Source organism: Collinsella aerofaciens (genome assembly GCF_015546965.1).
Classification (GTDB): domain Bacteria; phylum Actinomycetota; class Coriobacteriia; order Coriobacteriales; family Coriobacteriaceae; genus Collinsella; species Collinsella aerofaciens_X.
Map to the genome: position 1 here is coordinate 158,790 of NZ_JADMUF010000001.1, position 22,302 is coordinate 181,091.

Sequence of the window (22,302 nt, forward strand, 5' to 3'; positions counted from 1 at the left end):
CGACGCGTACTTGAGTACGCGAGCGACGGTTTGAACGGCAAGGTCGGGTGCTTGGGAAACCCGCAGGGATTAGAGAGATTTAATGCGGGTGCCAGCGGCCGTATCCTCAATGGTGAGGCCCAGGTCCTTGAGCTGATCGCGGATGGCATCTGCCAGATCCCAGTTCTTGGCGGCACGGGCCTCGGCACGAGCCTCGAGAATCTTGGCAGCCGCCTCGTCCACGTCGTCACCCGTGTAGGCAACCAGGCCGGCGGCAACGCCCAGCAGGCCCAGCGGCAACTCGACCTTAGGCTCGGGAAGCTCGATGCCAAACGTATCGAGCAGCTCGGCCAGCGTATCGGCGGCAGCCAGGGCTGCGGCCTTGTCGGCAGCATCGCCCGCCTGCTCCAGATACTGGTTGCACTCGGTCACAAAGCCAAAGACGGCACCCATGGCACCGGCGGTGTTAAAGTCGTCATCCATGCACTCCTTAAAGGCGGCACGGGTCTCGGCGACCTTGGCGGCAAACGCCTCGGCGGCAGCCGCATCGGCATCGGCCGTCGCGTGGTTCGCAGCCCAACGCAGGTTCTCGACCGTACCGGCGATACGCGTGAGAGAGTTCTCGGCACCCTCCAGGCGCTCCCAAGAGAAGTCGAGCGGTGAGCGATAGCTCGTCTGCAGCATCAGCAAACGCAGAGCCGCGGCAGAGTGCTGCTCGAGCACCTCGGCCAGCGTAAAGAAGTTACCGAGCGACTTGGACATCTTCTCGCCGTCTACCAGCAGCATGCCCGTGTGCATCCAGGTGTTGGAGAAGCCCTGGTGCCAGGCGCAGGTGGCCTGGGCGCACTCGTTCTCGTGATGCGGGAAGGCAAGGTCGGAGCCGCCACCGTGGATGTCGATCGGAGTGCCCAGGTAGCGGTGCACCATGGCGGCGCACTCGGTGTGCCAGCCGGGACGGCCCTCGCCCCAGGGGCTCGGCCAGCTGGGCTCGCCGGGCTTGGCGGCCTTCCACAGGGCAAAGTCGAGCGGGTCGTTCTTGTCCTCGTTCTCCTCGATGCGCGCGCCCACCATAAGGTCGTCGATGTTGCGGCCCGAGACCTGGCCGTAGTTGGGATCGCTGCGCACGGCAAAGTACACATCGCCGTTATCGGCTGCGTAAGCGTGGCCCTGCTCGATAAGCGTCTTGATCATGGCGATCATGGGGCCGATCTCCTTGGTGGCGCGGGGGCGCACATCCGGGTCGAGCACGTTGGCGGCGCGCATGACGCCGATGAACTTATCGGAGAACTCCGTCGCGACCTCAGCGGCCGTTCTGCCCTGCTCGTTGGCGCGCTTGATGATCTTGTCATCGACATCGGTGAGGTTCTGGGCGAACGTGACCTCGTAGCCGCTCGCGATGAGCCAGCGACGAATCACGTCAAAGCTGATGAACGTGCGGGCATTGCCGATGTGGATGTTGTCGTAGACCGTGGGACCGCACACGTACATGCGGACCTTGCCGGGCTCGATGGGCTGGAACTCTTCCTTTTTATGGGTAGCGCTGTTGTAGATACGCATTCGTTACTCCTTAACGGTTTTCTGTAGCAGGCAGACGGCCCAGGCGCCAATTCCCTCGCCTTGGCCTTCCCAGCCAAGCTTTTCGGTCGTAGTGGCGGCAACGCCCACGTTTTCGACGTCAACGCCCAGGGCATGGGCAAGGTTGGCGCGCATGGCATCGCGGTGCGGGGTGATCTTGGGTTGCTGACAGGCAATGGTGCAATCGGCATCGACAAACTCAAAGCCCAGCTCGCGCGCATAGTCCATCACGCGAGCGAGCAGCACCATCGAATCGGCACCCTCGTAGGCAGGATCGGTATCGGGGAACAGTTTGCCAATGTCTCCCCCGCGGCAGGCGCCCAGAATAGCGTCGGCCAACGCGTGCGCGAGCACATCGGCATCCGAGTGGCCCAGCAGGCCGCGCTCGTAGGGAATGTCAACCCCGCCGATGATACATCGACGCCCCTCCACCAGACGATGAACGTCGTAGCCATGGCCAATGCGCAGGTTACTGAACATGGGGAAGGTCCTCTCCCTCGGCCATACGACCGAGCAGAATCGCGGTTACGGGACGCAGGTCCTCGGGCACCGTCACCTTAAGGTTATCGCGCGGGCTCTGGACGCAGCGGACACGCCCACCCATGCGCTCGACCAGCGACGAATCGTCCGTGCCGATAAAGCCCTCAGCAATCGCCGCGGCATGGGCGCGTTTCATGGCGTCGACACTAAAGATCTGCGGCGTCTGTGCGGCCCAATACAGCTCGCGCGGCGGCGTCTCGACAATATTATCGCCATCGACGATCTTGAGCGTGTCGATCGCGGGCTGGCCGCACACGACACCGTCGAGGGCACGGTCGCTCTCGAGCACGTCGATAGCGTGGTCGATGGCCTCGGTCGTAATGAGCGGACGAGCGCCATCATGAATGGCGACGTATTCAAAGCCAGCCGGCACCGCGTGCACGCCTGCGCGGGTGGAATCCTGGCGGGTCGCGCCGGCATCGGCAAAACTGATGGGCGTGTCATAGTCAAACGGGTCGATGGCCAGGCGGCGCATCTCGGCACGACGCTCGGCAGGGCAAACCACGACGACGTGGCCGACCTTATCGCTACGATCAAACGCGCGAATGGACCAACTCATAAGCGGACGGCCCGCAACGTTGACAAGCTGCTTGCCGCCGGGATTTCCAAAGCGCTGACCGCTGCCACCGGCAACGACCACGGCGCACACGGGCGCCATTATGCGTTCCCCTGTTTGGTGCCCTTCATGCGGTACAGCGAGTCCGCAAGAATGGCAGGGTTGTTGACGCCAAAGTCGCCCAGGCGCTCCGGATCCTCGCTGATGTCGTCCATGAGCTCCTGCAGCGAGCCGTACTCGTCGACGATCTTCTCGGCCACGCCGTCGCGCACGACGGACACGCGCGAAAGCGTGCGCAGGCCCAGCGGCGTCATGACGGAGTCCTCGTCCAAGTCGTCATAGCCCAGAACTGCCGCCACGTGCTGCGGGTCGGACAGGTCCTTAGGCGTCATACGGGCAAGCTCGGCGCGGATCTTCTCGGCGTTGGCCTCAGAGGAATCGCTTGCGTAGTCGCGGATCATCAGGTCGTATTCGGTATCCATGCTGGAGCCCGCGAGCTGCTCGAGCTGCATCTGCACGAGCTTGCCCTGGTTACCCAGCTTGACGATGCAATCCTTAAGCTCGGTCTTTGCCTGCTGCATGATCTCGAAGCTCGAGAAGATGCCAGTGATGTCGGCGAGCGTGACGTAGTCGTCGAGCTCAAGGGCCGTCAGGCGCAGCAGGGAGCGATCGAGCGACTGACGGGTAGTCTGGAGCGTGGCGACGAGCTGGTTGACCGAGCTCATGATGGTGGTGACGGGCTGGATCTCGTAGCTCTTGCCGTGGACGTACACGTTGACGACGGCACGACGGGCCGAGACCGAGATCACGATGGCATCGGTGAGCACCGACATACGAGCGGCGGTGCGGTGACGCATGCCCGTCTCACTCGTGGCGAGCGAGGGATCGGGATTGAGGTGGAAGTTGGCGCGCAGGATCTGGGTGAGGTCGCCATCGATGACGATGGCACCGTCCATCTTGGAGAGCTCGAACAGGCGGTTCGAGGTAAACGAAATGTTGAGCGGGAAGCCGTCGTTACCGGCGGCGAGCACGTTTTCGGTGTCGCCGACGCAGATAAGGGCGCCCAGGTGACCGGCAATGATCATGTCGAGGGCGGTGCGGATCGGCTGACCGGGGGCAGTCAGGCGGATGGCCTGTTCCATACGCTTTTGCAGCTCGTTCTTATCCAAGGCATCGCTCCCATCGTATACGCTCCATAAACGTCAATAAGTTTCTCACGGTTTGCCCCTGTGACGCCCGCAAAATCCGATGCTTACAGAATGAGCGAACACAGCTGAGAGCCCCAATCCAAATGAGCTGCTTATGTGGTAGCATCGGGATTCGCATAAATGAGGGAGTAGTCGCGTGATCGGGTTCGCCTCCGGTGGCGCGGCAAGTCAACACACTGGCCGATGCGGCCTGGCTTGCCTTAATGAACGAGACTCGTGGCTGTGCGCGCAACGCGTACGCCACGGGTCTTTTTTGTTACTCCCCCAAGAGGTACACGCGGGCCCGCCCGCAGAGAGGGAGCCAGACTATGGGACTCGCAGAGCTCGTGTTGCTCGCCGTTGGCCTTTCGATGGACGCCTTTGCCGCTTCCATCTGCAAGGGCCTTGGCATGAAGAAGATCAACCTTAAAGTCGCCGTGGTGCTCGGCTTGTTCTTTGGCGGCTTTCAGGCCGGCATGCCCGTAATCGGTTGGGCGCTCGGCAGCCAATTCATGGGCATCATCGGACCCATCGACCATTGGATCGCCTTTATCCTTTTGGCCTTTATCGGCGGCAAAATGCTGTGGGAGGCTTTTACCGAGGACGAGGATGAAGGCGACGGCAAGGATGCCGAAAAGATTGAACTGGGCGAGTACCTGATCCTCGCCATCGCCACCTCAATCGACGCCCTGGCCGTGGGCATCTCGTTCGCCGCGCTTTCGGTCGACATCGTTCCCGCCGTATCGCTCATTGGCATCACAACGTTTATCTTCTCCGTCGCCGGCGTAGCGATCGGCCACACCTTTGGCGCGCGCTACGAAAAACCCGCCACCATCGTGGGTGGCGTCGTGCTCATCCTCATCGGGCTTAAGATCTTACTTGAGCATCTGGGGATCCTCGCGCTGTAACGAATAACGGCCGCCCGGCATTACGCCAGGCGGCCGTTTTCATAGCCAGCCGTTTTAGAGCGGCTTCACAGGCGACCTTTACGCAGCGAGGCGCTTGAGGACATCGATGAGCAGCTCGTAGAAGCGCTCGGCAGAAGCGAGCTCCATGCTCTCGTCCGGGGTGTGGACATCGGAGAGCGTCGGGCCCACGGCGATGGCGTCCAGGCCGTGCAGGGCCTCGGCAAACAGGCCGCACTCAAGGCCGGCGTGAATGGACTCGATGCGCAGCTCGGAGCCAAAGAGCTCGCGATAGCTCTCGACGAAGACGTCGCGGACCGGCGAATGCTCGGCATAGCTCCAGCCGGGATACTCGAACTCGAACTTGGCGTCGAAGCCCAGGACATCGGCCAGCGTCTGCAGGCGGTCCTTAAACTCGTTCTGCAGCGAGGTGATCGAGGAGCGCGGGGACAGCATGATCTTGACCTCGTCGTCAGAGGTGGCAACCACACCGATGTTGGAGGAAACCTCGACGGAGCCGTCGGTGGCGACGTTGCGGCGAATCACGCCGTTAGGGGCAAGACGCAGGGCGCGGATGAGGGCAAGCGCGGACTTCTGGTCCATGGCCTCGGCCTCGGCGTCGTCGGCAATCTCGACGGTGCAGGTAAAGCCGGGGTCGAAGACCTCGAGCTCGGCAGTGACGTCGGCGATGATGCCCTTTGCGATCTGGGCCGCGGCCTCGGCGGCAGCGTGGTCGGCGTAGACCAGAACAGCCTTGCACTCACGGTTGATGGCGTTGTCCTTGGTGCCGCCGTTGAAGCTGACGATGGCGGGCTCGCCGGCAACCATCAGGCGGTCGATAATGCGGGCCATGATGAGGTTGCCGTTGCCGCGCTCCAGGTGGATATCGCTGCCGGAGTGACCGCCCAGCAGGCCGGAGATGTCGAGCGTGAGGGTGCTACCGGTCTTGTGCTCGCGCGCGATCGGGCAGGTGTAGGTAACGACGACACCGCCGGCGCAGCTGACGGTGGCAACGCCCTCTTCCTCGGAGTCAAGGTTAATCATGGTGCGGGCGCTAATCTGGGACTTGTCGAGCGTCTCGGCGCCGACCAGGCCAGTCTCCTCGTCGGTGGTGAATACGCACTCGAGGGCAGGGTGAACGATCGAATCGTCATCGAGAACAGTGAGCATCAGAGCGACGGCGATACCGTTGTCGGCGCCCAGGGTGGTGCCGTTGGCGGTGAGGACGCCGTCCTTGACGACCAGGTCGATACCATCGGTCGTAAAGTCGTGCTCAACGGAGCCCAACTTGTCGCACACCATATCGATGTGGCCCTGTAGCATCACGGTCGGGGCATTCTCGGCGCCGGCAGATGCGGGCTTGCGAATGATGACGTTGTAGACCTCGTCCTGATACACATCGAGACCGCGCTCCTTGGCAAACGCGACCAGGAAATCGCTGATGCCCTTCTCGTTGCCAGACCCACGGGGGATCGCGCTGACCTCCTCAAAGAAATGGAACAGCTGGGCGGGCTCGTAGCCGGTAATCTTGTAGTCCATGGTGCCTCCTTGGCGCAACTGGTTAGACAGTAAGACATGCGACTTGTATATTCCCAGACTTTGCGTGCATAAACCAGTCGAAAACGCCGAGCGCCCTCGCATCATCGGCTAACGGTGGACCGTATAGCGTAACGGTCACAACTTCCGCAGCTCTACAAATCGAGGCGCCCTTTCCGGAGCGCCTCGATTGCGCGTATCAAATTGTCGCCACGCCCTACAGTGCGCCGGAACCGGCTTGCATCATGCCGCCGGGGCCCGAGCTCACGCCACTGCTCACAGGCGCGGCGTTTCCGGTGTGCGGCGCCGCCGGAGCGGTATCGCCCCCGAGTGCACCCGCCGGACGCGGCGCCGGGATCTCACCCGTGCCGTGGCTAAAGACAAACTTGCCGTCGACCACGTCGCACAGGACGGTATCGCCCTCGCCCCATTCGCCGGCCAGAAGCTCCTCGGACAGCGGGTCCTCGATAAGCTTTTGGATAGCACGGCGCAGCGGACGCGCACCGTTGGTGAGGTCGGTGCCCTCGGCCACGATCTTGTCATAGGCCGCATCGGTGAGCTTGATGTTCATGCCGTTGGCAATCAAACGCTGACGTAGGTCGTCCACCAGCAGGTGCGCGATCTTGGTGAGATTCTCGCCCGAGAGCTTCTGGAACACCACAATGTCGTCGATACGGTTGAGCAGCTCGGGGCGGAACAGGCGCTTGAGCTCGCCCATCGCGCGGCCCTTGATCTCACTCGACGTGAGACCCTGCTCGCCGGTAGTGCCAAAGCCAACGCTCGCATCCTGTGCGATCTCGCGGGCGCCCACGTTGGACGTCATGATGATCACGGTGTTGCGGAAGTCGACCGTCTTGCCTTGGCTATCGGTCAGACGACCCTCCTCCAGCACCTGCAACAGAATGTTGAAGATGTCGGGGTGTGCCTTCTCGATCTCGTCGAACAGCACAACCGAGTACGGGTGACGGCGCACAGCCTTGGTGAGCTGGCCGCCCTCGTCATGACCCACGTAACCCGGAGGGCTACCGATGAGCTTGGAGACCTCGAACTCGCTGCCGAACTCCGACATGTCAAAGCTGATGAGCGCGTCCTTGCTGCCAAAGAGGTACTCGGCGAGCGTCTTGGCGAGCTCAGTCTTGCCCGTGCCGGTGGGGCCCAGGAAGATAAAGCTACCGCCGGGGCGACGCGGGTCCTTGAGCGGCGAGCGGCTGCGGCGCACGGCCTTGGCGACGGCCTCGACGGCCTCGTCCTGGCCGATAATGCGGGTCTTGAGCACGCTTTCGGTCTGCAGCAGGCGACGGCTCTCGCTCTCGGTGAGCGAGGAAACCGGCACGCCAGAGGTCACGGACACGATGTCGGCAATCTGACTCACGTCGATGGTGAGCGGGCTGGCGTCGAGCTCGGCGGTCCAGGCGGCCTTGGCTTCGGCGAGTTCAATCTCGGCGGCCTTCTGCTGCTCGGTGATCTCGGCGGCCTTGTTCATGTCATCGCTCTCGGTGGCCTCCTGCGCGGCGGCCTTGAGCTCCTCTATGCGATGCTCAGCCTCACGCACCGGCTCGGGCGCGCGATTCGCGGCGATGCGAGCGCGGGCACCGGCCTCGTCGATGAGGTCGATGGCCTTATCGGGCAAGAAGCGATCCTGGATGTAGCGGTTGGAAAGGTTCGCGGCGGCCTCGATAGCACCCTGCGCATAGCGCACATGGTGGTGCTCCTCGTAGCGCGGCTTGAGCGCGGTCAGGATCTTGACCGTGTCCTCGACGCTCGGCTCCTCGACATCGATGGTCTGGAAGCGACGCTCGAAGGCCGGGTCCTTGGTGAGATACTTGCGGAACTCCTCGGCCGTGGTGGCACCGATGATCTGGAAGGCACCGCGTGCAAGCACGGGCTTGAGCATGGAGCTCGCATCGATGGATCCCTCGGCAGAACCGGCACCGATGATAGTGTGCATCTCGTCGATAAACAGGATGACGTCGTCGGCTTCGGTTGCCTCCTGGATCACGTTCTTGAGGCGCTCCTCAAACTCACCGCGATACTTGGCGCCCGCAACGAGGCCCGGCAGGTCGAGCGTCCAAATATTCTGGTTCATGAGGTTCTCGGGCACGTTGCCAGCTGCGATCTGCTGCGCCAGGCCCTCGACGATAGCCGTCTTGCCCACGCCGGGGTCACCCAGGATAAGCGGGTTGTTCTTGGTGCGGCGCGAAAGGATCTCCATCATGCGCTGGACTTCCTTTTCGCGGCCAATCACGGGATCGAGCTCGCCGTCGCGCGCCTTCTGCGTGAGGTTGGTGGCGAACTGCTTGAGCGTGTCGGTGCCGCTCCCCTTTTGCTGAGAGGCATCCGAGCCGCTAAAGAACGGCAGGCCCGCACCGGGACGACCAGCACCGGCACCGGCGAGCGGACGCTTCTTGTCCTGGTCCTTGGCGGTGAGTTTCTCGATAGCCTTTTTGATGGAGGCGGACGACACGCCCAGGCGCATGAGGATGTCCATGGCCATGCCGTTGCCCTCTTCGACGATGCCGATGAGCAGGTGCTCAGTCGACACGTAGGTCTGGTTGTTCTCGCGCGCCACGCGGAAGGAGCGCTCCATCACGCTGATGACGAGCGGCGTAAAGGCGAGCTTAGCGGCCTCGGTCTCCTCGCTGGGCTCGGGAACGGTGGTCTGGACTTCTTTGAGCGTGTCCATGATGTCATCGTAGGAGATATCGAGCGAGCGCAGTGCCTCGGCGGCAATGCCCTCGTCCTCCTTGGCGAGCGCGAGTAGCAGATGCTCGGTGCCCACCTTATTTGAATGAAGATCGAGCGCCTCTTGTTTGGCCATGGACATGACCTTGCGCGCGCGATCGGTAAAACGGTCTAACATGCTAGTTCCTCTTAGACGAGCTAGTTTTTCAAACGCAAAGCGCCACTCGTGGCGGCGCTTTGGTCTCTTTACCCATATGGAGTATATGTTAACCGCTGGGGCCTTTTCCGCATGCAGCCATACGACAACGTCTACAAAAAAGGAATCGCCGGGTGCGGCGGGCGCTCTAGGTTAGAGGCTGTTGCCTAGCAGGCAGGCTCGGCGTCCATGCTCTCGGCAATGTCATTGACGGCATCGGCAACGGGAGCGCCAGACATACGCACAAGCTCCATATGCTGCTCTTCAAAGACGGTTCCCATGGGGAAGGCGCGGCGGAAGACAAAGCGAGCAACCGGACCAGCCACCAGCAGGTTCCAGGGCAGGGCCATGATAAAGTTGCGCGGAATGTTGACGAGCCACATCATCGGCAGCGCCTGCAAATTGGCAAGCGGGCCGCCGGGCATATGGAACAGGCCTTCGCACGCGCCGTAGAGCGACATGATGATAACCATGGGAACGACCATGCAGGAGCTGACGGCGAGCGTCATGGCAAGCGGCGAGCTCTTGCCCGGCGTGACCAGGAATTTAAAGGCGAAACCCTTGGCAAGGGGGCTGGCAACAAACCAGTCGCAGCACATGGCAAAAATGTAGGCAACGGGGAAGCCGAGCCACGCGGCGGCAACAACCTCGCCGTTGATGGCCCCATGCTGCAGGGCAACGTTGTAGATGCTCATCCAGAGCACCATGCAAAAGCACATGATAAAGGTGAACAGCAGGCTCTCTCGTTTGTTGATAGGCATAAAGGGCATGGTCCTTTCTGTGTTACGCCGCGGCACCACGCAACAAAAACGGGCGGGCAAGATGGAGCTGTTGGAACTTCATCTCGCCCGCCCGTGGTACGTGCGTCTGCGACTACTTATGTGGTGAAACCAGCCTAGCATGAAAGGCCTGCGCTTCGTAAGCGTTGAGTTTATGAAGATGCAGGGCACCAATAATCCCCCGACCCCATAAGTTGCGGTGGAATACGGACTGTTTTGACCCTTTAAGCAGCAATTCAGTCTCTATTTCACCGCAACTCATTTGGTGCAAAGTGACCTGTCCTCCTTGCACCAATTAGCTGGTGTGGCGCCAGCGAGGGTCGGTGAGTGTACGTGCCACACCCAGACCAACGGGCAAAAACGCCACGATGAGCACTGCACGCACAAACCAACCGAGCATATTGACCGTATCGAAGGTGCACATGTAGTACATCGAGCGATAGAGATAGAGACCGGGCACCATGATGACGATCGACGGCACCGTGAGGGCGATTCGCGGGTAGGTGAGCCTGATCTCTGCCAGGCTTGCCAGCAGACCCGATACGAGCGCCCCGATAAATGCAGCTGCCTCGGGAGGCATTCCCGCGCTGAGGCCCAGGAAGGGAAGCATCGTCGGCGCATCGACAAGGGTCAAACGCAGGGTATTGGACACGGCACCGATGAGCCCTGCCGCCGCTGCCATCTTTACCGGGCTGTTGAACATGACCGAGAAGCCAAACACGCCAACGAAGCTCATCACCACGCGCAAGAGCGTAAGGGCAAGCGGCGAGAGGCCAAGCGGGGCAAAGTCGTCCGGCGCCAAGCCCACACACTCGGCAACCATCCAACCTACGAGCGTCGCCATCACAATAATCGAGACGGCATATGACAGACGTTCGATACCGCTTCGCATATCGAGCTTTGCGATGTCGAGTCCCGCCGTGATGAGGGGAAAGCCGGGAATCACAAAGAGCATGGCGCCGATATAGCCTTCTTGGTGCGACATTGCCCCCGGAATCACCTGGCCAAGGCCGAGCAATGCCAGCAGATACGAGATACAAGCAAGCGCGACGCCGGTCGTCAGCGCACTGAACTGGCCAAGACCCTGTTTGAGAATATGGGAGCGAGCAAAGTTGCCGACACCAGCGCCCACGAATGCACAGGCCATCTCGATGGGGCCGCCGCCGAGCAAAAAGACGAAAGCGCCGCAGGCACAGGCCGCGGCAAGCCCCTGCTGCCAGGGAGTGTAATCGGGCTTTGAGCTCTCAACGGTCTTGAGCATCTCGTGATACTCATGCACCGTAAAACGGCGCCCATACGTCTCGATTTCCTTTAAGAAGCTCTCCATCATCCAGATGCGATGAGTATTGACCCCCGTTGTGGGCAGGCTGACAACCTCGTTAAAGCAGTGGCCGCCTTCGATGCAGGTGCACTCAAACGACAGGAGGCTCAGGTCGACGTGAATCGTGACGCCGAGTACAGCGGCAACACGATTCATGGTATCGCGCACACGCCAGGCACCTGTTCCGCTTGCCAGCATAAGCATGCCGGTGCGGCAGATAATGGATGATTTATCGGTAAGCGGCGCATCGACGGCAAGCTCATCGCCTGCCGTCACGATCTGGCGCCAGTCAGTTTTCATATGAAGGGCACCGGCACGAACACCGTGGTGCAGAGGGACTCTTGAGAGCAACGAATCATGGTGCGAAGGCTGTGGGGGTTCCGTTGATTCGTCCTCAACCTCATCAGTCTCTTCATCGACCAGATCAAAGGAATCAAGCGGCGCTGGCTCGCGACGGTCGATCAGCTCCTCGTCCTCATCATCAAAGTAATTGAACTGATCGAGCATGTCCTCTTCGATTGCGCGCTCGCTCGCGTCGTCCATATAGACGCTCCCTTCCTACCGACTAACCCCCATCCTAGGCAGCAACGGCTAAAGGAAACATAAAAGAGACGACTGTCATGCGAACCATGTGCGCAATAGCCGTTGGGTAGTCGTTTAAGAACATCCCCAATGACTACAAGGAGTGTCCCCAAGTGCCGGCACAAAAGGAACTCCCCATCTGGCGTATCGCAGGTTGAGCATACGCCAGCGAGCGCCGTCCAGAGCGAACAAGTTGGCATGAAAAAGGCAAGGCATAGACCTTCTGGTCATGCCTTGCCTTTTGAATGACAAATTGTCGCTCTGGGCGGCGCGCAGCGTCGACCGGTCCGCCGTTCGGTAGAACGGCGGAACCTGAGGGCGCAGCGTCGAGCGGTTACGGCGTTTGGTAAAACGCCGTAACCCCCTAGTACATCTTTGCGCCGGCGGGGATGGAGGCGTCGAGCTGGATCAGGTTGAGGCGCTCCTCGCCCTCCTCCTCGTGGATGGCACTGATGAGCATGCCGCAGCTGGGGATGCCCATCATCTTGCGCGGGGGCAGATTGGTGATGGCGAGCAGGGTCTTACCGACCAGGTCCTCGGGCTCATAGTATTCATGGATGCCGGAGAGGATGGTGCGGTCGGTACTGGTACCGTCGTCGAGCGTAAAGTTCAGCAGCTTCTTGGACTTCTTGACGGCCTCGCATGCCTTGACCTTCACAGCGCGGAAATCGCTCTTGGAGAAGGTATCAAAGTCGACGAACTCCTCAAACAGCGGCTCAACGGCGATCTTGGAGTAATCGAGCGTGGGCTTAAGCGACTTAACGAACGGGCTCGCGGCGTTGCCGGCCTCGGCAGCCTTGGCGGCAGCGGCACCGGACTGGAAACCCTTCTCGGGCTTCATGTGCGGGAACAGCAGGACATCGCGGATGGAAGCCTGGTTGGTGAGCAGCATGACCACGCGGTCGATACCAATGCCAATGCCGCCCGCGGGAGGCATACCGTACTCGAGGGCGCGCACGTAGTCCTCGTCATACTCCATGGCCTCATCGTCGCCGCCGGCCTTCTCGGCCATCTGGGCAGCAAAGCGCTCAGCCTGGTCGACCGGGTCGTTGAGCTCGGAGAATGCGTTGGCGTACTCGTGGCCGGCAATAACCAGCTCAAAGCGGTGCGTCAGGCGCGGGTCGTCCTCAAAGCGCTTGGCAAGCGGGCTGACCTCGATGGGGTAATCGCACACGAACGTGGGGTTGACGATGGTGTCCTCGCCCAGCTCATCGTAAATCTCGGCGATGATCTTGCCAGCAGTCCACTCGGGCTTGATCTCCAGGCCCTTCTCGCGCGCGGCGGCAGCAAGCTCCTCGACCGGCGTGTCGATGGTGACCTGCTTGCCGAGCACGTCGGAGACGATGTCGGTCATGGGACGGCTGGCCCACTCACCAGAAAGGTCGATGGTCTGGCCCTGGTACTCGATGACCTCGGGGTTGCCGATGGCTTTGTTAGCCGCCTTAATGACACCCTGGGCGAGCGCCTTCATGCCCTCGAGGTCGGAGAAGGCACGGTAGGCCTCCATCGTGGTGAACTCGGGATTGTGGGTAAGGTCCATGCCCTCGTTACGGAAGATGCGGCCGATCTCGAACACGCGCTCAAAACCACCGACGATGCAGCGCTTGAGGTGCAGCTCGGTAGCGATGCGCAGGTAGCACTCCTGATCGAGCGCGTTGAAGTGCGTGATGAACGGCTTAGCGGTGGCGCCACCCTGGATGGTCTGCAGGATAGGGGTCTCGACCTCCATGTAGCCGTCGGACTCCATAAAGCGACGGAAGGTGGAGAGAATCTGCGAACGCTTACGGAAGGTCTCGCGAACGTCGTCGTTGGCGATCAGGTCGACATAGCGCTGGCGATAGCGGGTCTCCTTGTCGGAAAGACCGTGGAACTTCTCGGGCAGCGGACGAACGGCCTTGGCAAGCAGGGTCGCGCTCTTAGGAGCAACGGAAAGCTGGCCGCGCTGGGTGCGCACGACCACGCCGGTCACGCCCAGGATGTCGCCCAGGTCGAGGGCCTTGAGCGTATTCCAGGCAGCCTCGTCCATGTCGTTGATGCGGCAGAACAGCTGGATCTCGGCAGTCGCATCGCGCAGAACGATGAACATGATCTTGCCCTGGCCGCGCTTGGCGACCACGCGGCCACCGATCTTCACGACGTCCTCGGTATCCTCGCCATCGGCAAGCTCAGCATACTTGGCCTCGATATCGACAACGTAATCCTCAATATCGGAGTGCTCGGGATAGGGATTCTGACCCGCCTCGAACAGGGCGGCACGCTTGCCCAGGCGGGTGGCGCGCTCGTCGTTGAGCGTCGATGCCTGATCGGCGGCGTTCTGGTTCTCTGCCATAGTTAGCTCCTCAAACTAAAACGCCCCCCAGGATTCGGTCCCAGGGAGCGAAAACATACCTTTACGCGGGACCGTGGTCTAGCGTGCGATCTTGGCGATGGTGTAGACGCGAGTCTTGCCGGAAGGCGTAACGACCTCGACGGAGTCGCCCTCGCCGTGACCGATGATGGCGTGTCCGACCGGAGACTCGTTGGAGATCTTGTGCTCGAGCGAGTTGGTCTCGGTGGTACCGACGAGCGTGACATCCATGAGCTCGCCGTTGGGGTCGACCAGGGTGACGGTCGAGCCGATGGAGACGGTCAGGTCGCCCGTGGTGGCAGCAACCTGAGCGTTGGCAAGAATGGCCTGGATCTCGGCGATACGAGCAGCATTCTGGGCCTGCTTGTCCTTGGCGGCATCGTACTCGGAGTTCTCCGAAAGGTCGCCGAACGCGCGGGCTTCCTTGATGTCCTCGACGATCTCCTTGGCGTAATCGCCCTCACGCCAAGCGAGCTCCTCGACGAGCTTCTGGCGGCCCTCAGCGGTCAGTACGATCTGGCTTGCGTCCATACGGATATCTCCCCAACTCTGATCAAACAATCAACTGTCAACAAAACGAAAAAGACCGGCTAGCCTGCGGGCAAGCCGGTCAGGTGCTCACCCCAAAGGGATGGGACTACTCTGCGTCCGCGTCGCTGTCCTCTGCCTGCTTCTTCTTGGCAGCAGCGAGCTTGGCCTCGAGCTCAGCGATCTCCTTGTCCTCCTCGGACTGCTCGACCACGACCTCCTCGGCCTGCTTGGTCTCGGCCTTATCGTCGCCCTCCATACCCTCGCGGATATTCTTGACGGTAGAGCCGAGGGACTTGCCGAGCTTCGGCAGGTTCTTGGGCCCGAAGATAATCAGGACAACGACGAGAATAATGATGAGCTCAGGAGCCCTCAGTCCAAACATGTAGACCTCCACAATACAGCGAGACAAGCTCGAATGAGTATACCGCGGGTATCGCGGTATCACAACAATAGCTAAAAAAAGGGACCGCAAGAAGCGGTCCCTCCTCATGCTCTGGTCGGGTTGACTGGATTTGAACCAGCGACCCCTGCGTCCCGAACGCAGTGCTCTACCAAACTGAGCCACAACCCGTTAGCTCGACTATAGTAACAAAGATTTCCGTCGTGTGCTAGAGAAATTTTTACTTCTTTGGCACTTCGGCGCGAACCGTGTTGGGAATGAGCTCCGTCGCGCAGGACCACCAGCCGTTTTGCTGGGCAGCTTCCGCCAAGCGGTCTGCCGTGGCGACGGTATCGCAGATGGCAAAGGAGCAAGCGCCTGATCCGCACACGTCCACGGCAACGGTGCCGTCCTGTGCGCGCAGCCAATCGAGGACCGCCTGAATCTGCGGCTCCATCTGCGCGGAGATGACACCCAAGTTGTTGTGGATGAGCGCATAGGCAGTCTCGGCATCGCCCGAGCGAAGGGCCGAAGCGATGAGGCCGGGTTTGTCTGCCGACACCGGGGTCTCGTCAAAGCGTCGATAGGCTTCAATCGTTGAAACGCTTGCCTCGCGCGGCTTGACCAGCACAACGGACGTTGCCGGAAGCGCAGGATACTCGGTGGCGAGCACATCTCCCCCGCCCACGTAGAACGCGGGACTCGCATGCAAAAAGAACGGCACGTCGGCACCGATTCCGCGGGCGATATCATCGAGGGCAGCATCGGCACGGTCGATGCCCCACAACTCGGCCAGGGCGACGATAACCGCTGCGGCGTCTGTCGAGGGGCCTCCCAAACCTGCGCACAGCGGGATGTGCTTCTCGATCGTCACGCACACAGTAGCCTCGCAACCATAATGCTCGGCCATAGCAACCGCAGCCCGATACGCCGTATTCTTTTGCATGGGAAAATCTGATGCTGGAACCGTCTGGACGGTCAGCGCCTGCGCCGGCGTGACCGTCACGGTATCGGAAAGACCGACGGCCGCCATCAGGGAATCGACCCTGTGGTAGCCGCGGTCATCGCGCTCGGTATGAACCCCCAGGTAGAGGTTAATCTTTGCCGGCGCGGAAAGAGTCAGGGACCGATCGGTCACCGTTAGTGCTCCTCGAGCTGATTGCCGAGCGGGGTAAAGATATGCTCGCCGCTCTCAGGGTCGAACAGCTCGACCTGACCGGTGAGGACATCGATATACTGGTAGGACTGACGCGACTTGCGGCCACGGCGCTCGTCGACCTCGACGATAAAGACGGCGGGGTGGACGCTCTTGATGGTGCCCATGCGCTCGACAACGCGGGTGCGGCCCATGTTGGCCTTAACCTTGACGCGATCGCCCACCATATCGGTCAGCTTCTCGTGGATGTCGTCGACGTGATTGACTTCCATCTCTTCCATGAACAGGGCCTCCAGAAGGTGCAATTCAAAAAGGGGATAATACCCCTAAGATAGACAAAACTCTAATACTATAGCACCCTGCTGCCGTCATACGCAAGTAGCTAAAAAACCCGGTCCCAAATTGACTACTTACAGAGTATCGGTGTCCAAGACGATGGTGAATGGGCCGTCGTTGACCAGGTCGACCTTCATGTCAGCGCCAAAGATACCGTGCGCCACATGCTCAACGTCCTCGCGCACAAGCGTCAGGAAGTACTCGTAGAGCTCGTTGGCGATATCGGGGGCGCCGGCATCCGTAAACGATGGGCGGCGGCCGTGACGGCAATCGGCAAACAGCGTGAACTGCGACACCACGAGCACCTCGCCGTCGACATCGGCAAGCGCCAGATTGGTCTTGCCGTTCTCGTCCTCGTTAATGCGCAAGCCCCGGAGCTTGCCCCACAGCTTATCAGCCTCGGCACGCGTGTCGCCGTGACCCACGCCCAGCAGCACCAGGTAGCCGCGTCCAATGCGGCCCACGCACTCGCCGTCGACCGTCACACCGGCGTTGAGCACGCGCTGCACCACCGCACGCATGGCCTACTCCTCGCCCGTCAGCTTGGCGGACAGATGCTCGAGCGCGTGGAAACGATGGCTGATGGCGTTTTTCTCGTCAGCCGTCAGCTCGGCCATAGTCTTGCCCGGCGTATCGACCGGTAGGAACAGCGGGTCGTAGCCAAAGCCGTGATCGCCGCGGCCCTCGTGCGCGATAACGCCCTCGCAGGCGCCCTCGCCATAGGTGACCAGGCCGTCCGTATCGATAAGCGCGACGACGCTCATAAAGCGCGCGGTGCGGTCCTCATCTGCCACGCCTTCCAGGTTAACGAGGAGTTTGGCGTTGTTGGCGGCATCGTCGCCGTGCACGCCCGCGTAGCGCGCGCTATACACGCCCGGCTCGCCGCCCAGCGCGTCGACGACCAGGCCGGAATCGTCGGCGATGGCCATAAGGCCCGTCTCCTCGACGGCAGCCTGCGCCTTGATGATGGCGTTCTCCAAAAACGTCGTGCCGTTTTCCTCGGGGTCCTCAAAATCGCCCAGCTGGCCGAGCGCCACAAAGCGCACCGCGGGCATGACCTTGCCCAAAATGGCCTCGATCTCGGTGAGCTTATGAGCGTTTCCGGTTGCCACGACGATGGTCGCCGCCGGGTCGAGGGTGTCGATGTCGATCTTCTCAAGTGCCATAACTGGCCTCCTTGTCTCTATAGCAATGCCGCGCCGAGGGCGACGAGGGCCTCTGCCTCTTCCCTCTCAATCAACGGCAGTCTTGTGTCTAGACGTCTCCGCAGATAAAACCTACCAAAATAAACCTGTCCCTTTTTGGCAAGTTAGGCGAGGGCTTGGCGCTGAAGCTCGATGAGTTCGGCAATGCCCTTGTCGCCCAGGTCGAGCAGGGCGTTGAGACGCTTACGGTCGAAGGGCGCCTGCTCGCCGGTACCCTGGAGTTCGATCATCTCACCGGTGTCGGTAGCGACGAGGTTCATGTCGACCTCGGCGTGGCTGTCCTCGGAATAATCGAGGTCAAGCAGCGTATTGCCGTCGACAACGCCCATGGAGATGGCAGCCACCTGGCCGATAAGCGGGATGCGCTCGATCTTGCCCGCCTCGACCCACATGGCGAGGGCGTCGTGCAGCGCCACCCAGGCGCCGGTGATGCTCGCTGTACGCGTGCCGCCATCGGCCTGAATCACATCGCAGTCGACGGTGACGGTGTACTCGCCGAGCGCCTTCATGTTGACGACGGTACGCAGGCTGCGGCCAATGAGGCGCTCGATCTCCATGGAGCGACCCTTGCGGTTGGCATGCTCGCGCTTGCAGCGCTTGCCGGTCGACGCCGGCAGCATGGCGTATTCCGCGGTCACCCAGCCGGCCTTAGCCCCCTTGCGCCAGCCCGGCACGCCCTCCTCGATAGTGGCGGCGCACAGCACGCGCGTGTCACCGAACTCGGCCAAACACGAGCCGTGGGCGTGCTTCATGACGCCACGGGTGAGCTTAACGGGGCGCAACTCGTTGGCGGCGCGACCGTTGGCGCGGTTGACCTGCATGTACTCCATAGAAATATCCTTTCGGCAAAAGATGTGGCGAAGGCTTTGGCGGCCGCCTTACATCTATTTCAGCTCATCGATATCGATATGTTCGATGCTCTTGAGCGGCTGACCAAAGATAAAGCTGCCCGCCACCGCAAACTCGGCAATGTTATCGGCCGTCGTGGCAAAACGATGCTGCGGCTCGGCGGCGTCGCCCGCCAGCTGCTCGCGACGCGTGAGGATATCGGTCAGCTCGCGTGTGGTCTCCTCGGCGGAGCTCACGACGCGCACCCCAGGCCCCAGCGCATGGCGGATAGGTCCCACCAACAGCGGAAAATGTGTACAGCCGAGCACCACGGTATCGATACCGTGGTCGCGCAGCGGCTCAACCGTGGCACCCACCAGCGCACGCACGGCAGGCGTATCGAAGATGTCCTCGTTCTCAAGCCACTGTTCCTGCAGATGTGCACCCGAGGCGAGCTCGTGTTCGACAACCTCGACAAAGCTCGAGGCAGGACAGCCGTATACATCGACGCCGGCATCTAGATCCTGAATGGCGCGCGTGTAGGCGCCCGAGCGAATGGTGAGGTTGGTGGCGAGCACGCCCACGCGACGCGAGCGGGTGCTGTTGATTGCCGCACGGGCACCCGGCGCGATCACGCCGATCACGGGAACGTCGAGCACCTGCTGGGCCAGACGCAAGGCCGCAGCGGTCGCCGTGTTGCAGGCGATGACCATAATCTTGACGTCGTGCTTCGAAAGCCAACGGCCCGCCTGCAACGCAAACGAGCGCACCTCATCCTCGGTGCGGGTGCCGTAGGGGCAGCGCTTGGTGTCGCCAAAGTAGTAGACGGACTCGTGCGGCAGCGCCGTCGCGATGGCGCGCGCAACCGTCAGACCGCCCAAACCAGAATCGAACACGCCAATCGGGCGCGTGTCGCCTGCCGAATTCTCGATATCGGACATTACCTCACCAGTCTCTCTCGAAAAGACATGTCCAAGTGCAGCGACGCCGCGCTACGAACGCGCCGCGACCAGCAGCTCTGCCGTCGCCGCCCAACCGTCGACAATTTTGCCGCGCGTAACGAAAGCGTTCTCGCAAGCAGCCAGGAACTCGGGCGCGCCGGCGCTCGTCAGGCCATTCTCGACCAGACAGAACGTGCCCACGTGATCGGCCATGTAAAAGTCGGACTCGGAGTCGCCGAGCGCGAGCGTCTCCTCGCGCTCGATCCCCAGGTGCTCACAGAAGCGCGCAATGGCGACGCCTTTGTTGAGGCCCGCCGGATTGATGTTGAAGGCGCGACCGTCCTCGACGCGATCGAGCTCGAGCGTCGTCGGCTTGGACAGATGCGTCAGGTGACCGTTACAGGCCCACACCAGGCCGCAGCCGGCCTCGTCCAGGATGGCCTGGACCTCATTGTCGGGCACATCGCCGCGCATGCCGACGGTGACCTCGCGGTACTTGTAGCCGGTCGACATGTCGTTGTGATACTCGATCTTGTGCGGCCAGCGGGCGAGAATCTTCTCGCACACGCCGGTCTGCTCGATCACCTGGTGCGGCGTGAGGCCGCAGGCAGGGTCGTAGGGCATATCGCCGGTCAGATACTCCCAATCGTTGGCCTTGAGGTCGTACATGACCAGACCGCCCATTTCGCCGATGTAGGAGTTGAGGCCGAGCACGCGGGCGTCCTCGTGAATCATGGTGCGATTGCGGCCCGAGGTGGGAACCACCTGAATACCGGCGCGAGCGAGCGCGACGACCGCCTCGACGAGCTTGGTCGATGGATTGCCGTCGTTGTCGCGAAGCACGCACGAGCCGGGGGCGAGCATCGTGGCATCCAAATCGGTAAAGACATACTTAACCTTGGCAAGGCGTTCGCGCATCTCGCCCGAAAGGTCGGCGACGGTCGGCAGGGTGTTGTGGGACATGGTTACTCCGTTTACGTAGAAGGGTTTGGACTTGGACGGCATGTTTTGATTGAGGGAACACGCTTATGGCGACAGCGCGCTCAGGGCGCCGCCGCCATCATGGTTCATTAGTCAAACTGGGTAACATCGATCAGGCGATTGGCCAACGAAAGGTCGCTCTCGATGGGCACGAACTCGTCGCCCACGTGCATGAGCTCCTCGTCACCCTTTGCCAGCAGTAAGACAATGGTAGGAGCATCGGGGTTGATGTACTCCTCGCGCGCCGCCTTGAACGCCGCATGCACAGCGGCTTCGCGATCGAGGATGATCTTGTTCGGCGTATCGTCGGGAACATGTTCGGCAAGCTCGCGACAGACCTTCATCGGGTCCTCGTGAGCCGGGTCCTCATTGGCAAAGATCATCAGGTCGGAATATGGTGCGGCCTCGCGCGGAAGCTGCTCGCGGCGCTCCTGTGCCTTGCCGCCGGCAGCGCCAAACACTGCGATGACCGGGCTGGCGGGAAACGCGCGCTTCACCGACGAGAAAAGTGAGCGGAACGAAAGTTGGTTGTGAGCGTAGTCAACAACACAAATCACGCGGCCGTCCTTCGACTCCACGACCTCCATGCGGCCCGGCACACGCAGCTTGGAGAGGCCCTTCTTGATGGCATCGATACCGATGCCAATCTCGCGCGCGGCGGCGATAGCGACCAGCGCGTTCTCCACGTTAAAGTCTCCCGCGATGCCCAGCAGGATCTTCTCCCCCGCCTCGGACTCGTCGGCACACAGGCCATGCAAGTTGAACTCGATGCTAAAGCCGACCATGCGTACGTCGCTCGCCCACAGGCTTGCCTCGGGATGCTCGACGCCAACGGTCACCAAGCGCTCGGCCGTCGACGCTGCCTCCAGCACACGGTCGACCTCTTCGGTGCCCAGATTCACCACGGCGGTCTTTGCCTGGTCAAAGATCCTGAGTTTGCTCTCAAAATAATCCTCAAACGTGGGGTGTTCGATCGGCGAGATGTGGTCGCGGCCGATGTTGAGGAAGCACGCCACGTCAAACGGCAGATTCTCGACGCGTTGGTACTTGAGCGCCTGGCTCGAGACCTCCATGACCATGGACTGGCGACCGGACGTGCGACAGTTGGCGATATGGCGCCAGACCTCGGGGGCCTCGGGCGTAGTATTGGTGCTCTCGTAGCACTCGATACCATCGTCGGTACTCACCGAGCCGATCATGCCGCAGGACTCGCCTGCCGCCTTGATGATGGACTGGAGCATAAAAGCGGCCGTGGTCTTTCCCTTGGTGCCGGTGATGCCCACGATCTTGACGTCGTGGTCGGGACGGTCGTAGACCTCCGGCGGCAACAGGGCCATGGCCGTGCGGACGCTATCCACGACCAGCATCGCCGCGCCGCTCTCCTGCGCCAGCGGCTCCAGAGACTCGACCAGCGACTCCTCGCACACAAATGCGACGGCGCCCGCATCGAGCGCCATGCTCAAAAACGCGGGCTTAAAGGCAGCACCTTTGCAAAAGAACACGTCACCTGCCGAGACCGCGCGCGAATCAAACGAGCAGCCGGTCACGGCACGCTCGTCAACCTGCTCTGATGCGCGCAGCTCGCCGCACACATCGAGAAGCTTGGCAAGCGTATCGACCGTGGTCACGGTCGCGGAATCCGAATGGTGCATCTTTCACCTTTCTCAGCCATTTGGCAGGGACGGTTTTTATAGTAACTGAAACGCACCCACGCAAAAACGGCTCCCGGAGGAGCCGTTACGCGCAGGCGTTCGTAAGCC

General features: G+C 61.4%; 20 protein-coding genes and 1 tRNA gene. 1 reads left to right on the top strand and 20 read right to left on the bottom strand.

The genetic code is table 11. The features are described from left to right. Positions 1-69 precede the first annotated feature (69 nt). The 4 genes from cysS to disA are packed head-to-tail and all read right to left on the bottom strand — an operon-like array spanning position 70 to position 3,792. Positions 70-1,536, bottom strand: a complete 1,467-nt coding sequence (gene cysS, locus I1M21_RS00725) for a cysteine--tRNA ligase (RefSeq protein WP_195192017.1) — start codon at positions 1,534-1,536, stop codon at positions 70-72. 3 nt (positions 1,537-1,539) lie between these two features. Then, complete coding sequence (ispF, locus tag I1M21_RS00730) at positions 1,540-2,034, bottom strand: 2-C-methyl-D-erythritol 2,4-cyclodiphosphate synthase (RefSeq protein ID WP_006234975.1); 495 nt, start codon at positions 2,032-2,034, stop codon at positions 1,540-1,542. Next, a complete protein-coding gene (gene ispD, locus I1M21_RS00735) occupies positions 2,024-2,752 on the bottom strand; it encodes a 2-C-methyl-D-erythritol 4-phosphate cytidylyltransferase (RefSeq protein WP_195192018.1) in 729 nt (242 codons plus the stop codon). The genes ispF and ispD overlap by 11 nt, the downstream gene beginning before the upstream one ends. Beyond that, a complete protein-coding gene (gene disA, locus I1M21_RS00740; protein ID WP_006234973.1) occupies positions 2,752-3,792 on the bottom strand; it encodes a DNA integrity scanning diadenylate cyclase DisA in 1,041 nt (346 codons plus the stop codon). Before disA ends, ispD begins: the two co-directional genes overlap by 1 nt. A 374-nt stretch (positions 3,793-4,166) precedes the next feature. On the opposite strand from disA, the gene I1M21_RS00745 reads away from it, so the two are divergent. Further along, entirely contained in the window at positions 4,167-4,745 is a 579-nt protein-coding gene (locus tag I1M21_RS00745) for a manganese efflux pump MntP (protein ID WP_195192019.1), read from the top strand. Between the two features lie 78 nt (positions 4,746-4,823). Here the strand turns inward: I1M21_RS00745 and I1M21_RS00750 are convergent, their stop codons facing one another. From I1M21_RS00750 to I1M21_RS00825, 16 genes are all read right to left on the bottom strand, one after another. Then, entirely contained in the window at positions 4,824-6,281 is a 1,458-nt protein-coding gene (locus tag I1M21_RS00750) for an aminoacyl-histidine dipeptidase (RefSeq protein ID WP_195192020.1), read from the bottom strand. A gap of 214 nt (positions 6,282-6,495) precedes the next feature. After that, the gene (locus I1M21_RS00755; RefSeq protein WP_195192021.1) at positions 6,496-9,138 is read right to left on the bottom strand and encodes an ATP-dependent Clp protease ATP-binding subunit; all 2,643 of its coding nucleotides are present in this window, start codon (positions 9,136-9,138) and stop codon (positions 6,496-6,498) included. Between the two features lie 185 nt (positions 9,139-9,323). After that, entirely contained in the window at positions 9,324-9,917 is a 594-nt protein-coding gene (locus tag I1M21_RS00760; RefSeq protein WP_195192022.1) for a DUF2798 domain-containing protein, read from the bottom strand. Positions 9,918-10,230: 313 nt separating this feature from the next. Continuing rightward, on the bottom strand, positions 10,231-11,799 hold the full coding sequence (locus I1M21_RS00765; protein ID WP_229025489.1) for a threonine/serine exporter family protein: 1,569 nt from the start codon (positions 11,797-11,799) through the stop codon (positions 10,231-10,233). Between the two features lie 403 nt (positions 11,800-12,202). After that, a complete protein-coding gene (lysS, locus tag I1M21_RS00770; RefSeq protein ID WP_195192023.1) occupies positions 12,203-14,167 on the bottom strand; it encodes a lysine--tRNA ligase in 1,965 nt (654 codons plus the stop codon). A 78-nt stretch (positions 14,168-14,245) separates the two neighbouring features. Then, the gene (gene greA / locus I1M21_RS00775) at positions 14,246-14,716 is read right to left on the bottom strand and encodes a transcription elongation factor GreA (RefSeq protein ID WP_195192024.1); all 471 of its coding nucleotides are present in this window, start codon (positions 14,714-14,716) and stop codon (positions 14,246-14,248) included. Between the two features lie 106 nt (positions 14,717-14,822). Next, positions 14,823-15,098, bottom strand: a complete 276-nt coding sequence (gene tatA / locus I1M21_RS00780; protein ID WP_022094895.1) for a twin-arginine translocase TatA/TatE family subunit — start codon at positions 15,096-15,098, stop codon at positions 14,823-14,825. Positions 15,099-15,210: 112 nt separating this feature from the next. Beyond that, positions 15,211-15,287 (bottom strand) — tRNA-Pro (locus I1M21_RS00785). Positions 15,288-15,336: 49 nt separating this feature from the next. Further along, positions 15,337-16,233, bottom strand: a complete 897-nt coding sequence (ispE, locus tag I1M21_RS00790; protein ID WP_195192025.1) for a 4-(cytidine 5'-diphospho)-2-C-methyl-D-erythritol kinase — start codon at positions 16,231-16,233, stop codon at positions 15,337-15,339. Between the two features lie 2 nt (positions 16,234-16,235). After that, the gene (locus I1M21_RS00795; RefSeq protein WP_006234957.1) at positions 16,236-16,532 is read right to left on the bottom strand and encodes a Veg family protein; all 297 of its coding nucleotides are present in this window, start codon (positions 16,530-16,532) and stop codon (positions 16,236-16,238) included. A gap of 129 nt (positions 16,533-16,661) precedes the next feature. Then, a complete protein-coding gene (gene dtd, locus I1M21_RS00800; RefSeq protein ID WP_195192026.1) occupies positions 16,662-17,108 on the bottom strand; it encodes a D-aminoacyl-tRNA deacylase in 447 nt (148 codons plus the stop codon). Between the two features lie 3 nt (positions 17,109-17,111). After that, entirely contained in the window at positions 17,112-17,753 is a 642-nt protein-coding gene (gene rdgB / locus I1M21_RS00805; protein WP_195192027.1) for an RdgB/HAM1 family non-canonical purine NTP pyrophosphatase, read from the bottom strand. Positions 17,754-17,896: 143 nt separating this feature from the next. Next, a complete protein-coding gene (rph, locus tag I1M21_RS00810) occupies positions 17,897-18,622 on the bottom strand; it encodes a ribonuclease PH (RefSeq protein WP_117848021.1) in 726 nt (241 codons plus the stop codon). 54 nt (positions 18,623-18,676) lie between these two features. Beyond that, on the bottom strand, positions 18,677-19,561 hold the full coding sequence (gene murI / locus I1M21_RS00815) for a glutamate racemase (protein ID WP_055286761.1): 885 nt from the start codon (positions 19,559-19,561) through the stop codon (positions 18,677-18,679). A gap of 51 nt (positions 19,562-19,612) precedes the next feature. Continuing rightward, complete coding sequence (locus I1M21_RS00820) at positions 19,613-20,524, bottom strand: HAD family hydrolase (RefSeq protein ID WP_195192028.1); 912 nt, start codon at positions 20,522-20,524, stop codon at positions 19,613-19,615. Positions 20,525-20,631: 107 nt separating this feature from the next. After that, positions 20,632-22,194: a Mur ligase family protein gene (locus tag I1M21_RS00825; RefSeq protein ID WP_195192029.1), complete on the bottom strand. Its 1,563-nt coding sequence runs from the start codon at positions 22,192-22,194 to the stop codon at positions 20,632-20,634. Positions 22,195-22,302: the final 108 nt, after the last annotated feature.

What these genes read in the sequence shown, in the direction of transcription:
- cysS (WP_195192017.1), bottom strand. Translation starts at nt 1,536, where the DNA reads ATGCGTATCTACAACAGCGCTACCCATAAAAAGGAAGAGTTCCAGCCC.
- ispF (WP_006234975.1), bottom strand. Translation starts at nt 2,034, where the DNA reads ATGTTCAGTAACCTGCGCATTGGCCATGGCTACGACGTTCATCGTCTG.
- ispD (WP_195192018.1), bottom strand. Translation starts at nt 2,752, where the DNA reads ATGGCGCCCGTGTGCGCCGTGGTCGTTGCCGGTGGCAGCGGTCAGCGC.
- disA (WP_006234973.1), bottom strand. Translation starts at nt 3,792, where the DNA reads ATGGAACAGGCCATCCGCCTGACTGCCCCCGGTCAGCCGATCCGCACC.
- I1M21_RS00745 (WP_195192019.1), top strand. Translation starts at nt 4,167, where the DNA reads ATGGGACTCGCAGAGCTCGTGTTGCTCGCCGTTGGCCTTTCGATGGAC.
- I1M21_RS00750 (WP_195192020.1), bottom strand. Translation starts at nt 6,281, where the DNA reads ATGGACTACAAGATTACCGGCTACGAGCCCGCCCAGCTGTTCCATTTC.
- I1M21_RS00755 (WP_195192021.1), bottom strand. Translation starts at nt 9,138, where the DNA reads ATGTTAGACCGTTTTACCGATCGCGCGCGCAAGGTCATGTCCATGGCC.
- I1M21_RS00760 (WP_195192022.1), bottom strand. Translation starts at nt 9,917, where the DNA reads ATGCCTATCAACAAACGAGAGAGCCTGCTGTTCACCTTTATCATGTGC.
- I1M21_RS00765 (WP_229025489.1), bottom strand. Translation starts at nt 11,799, where the DNA reads ATGGACGACGCGAGCGAGCGCGCAATCGAAGAGGACATGCTCGATCAG.
- lysS (WP_195192023.1), bottom strand. Translation starts at nt 14,167, where the DNA reads ATGGCAGAGAACCAGAACGCCGCCGATCAGGCATCGACGCTCAACGAC.
- greA (WP_195192024.1), bottom strand. Translation starts at nt 14,716, where the DNA reads ATGGACGCAAGCCAGATCGTACTGACCGCTGAGGGCCGCCAGAAGCTC.
- tatA (WP_022094895.1), bottom strand. Translation starts at nt 15,098, where the DNA reads ATGTTTGGACTGAGGGCTCCTGAGCTCATCATTATTCTCGTCGTTGTC.
- I1M21_RS00795 (WP_006234957.1), bottom strand. Translation starts at nt 16,532, where the DNA reads ATGGAAGAGATGGAAGTCAATCACGTCGACGACATCCACGAGAAGCTG.
- dtd (WP_195192026.1), bottom strand. Translation starts at nt 17,108, where the DNA reads ATGCGTGCGGTGGTGCAGCGCGTGCTCAACGCCGGTGTGACGGTCGAC.
- rdgB (WP_195192027.1), bottom strand. Translation starts at nt 17,753, where the DNA reads ATGGCACTTGAGAAGATCGACATCGACACCCTCGACCCGGCGGCGACC.
- rph (WP_117848021.1), bottom strand. Translation starts at nt 18,622, where the DNA reads ATGGAGTACATGCAGGTCAACCGCGCCAACGGTCGCGCCGCCAACGAG.
- murI (WP_055286761.1), bottom strand. Translation starts at nt 19,561, where the DNA reads ATGTCCGATATCGAGAATTCGGCAGGCGACACGCGCCCGATTGGCGTG.
- I1M21_RS00820 (WP_195192028.1), bottom strand. Translation starts at nt 20,524, where the DNA reads ATGTCCCACAACACCCTGCCGACCGTCGCCGACCTTTCGGGCGAGATG.
- I1M21_RS00825 (WP_195192029.1), bottom strand. Translation starts at nt 22,194, where the DNA reads ATGCACCATTCGGATTCCGCGACCGTGACCACGGTCGATACGCTTGCC.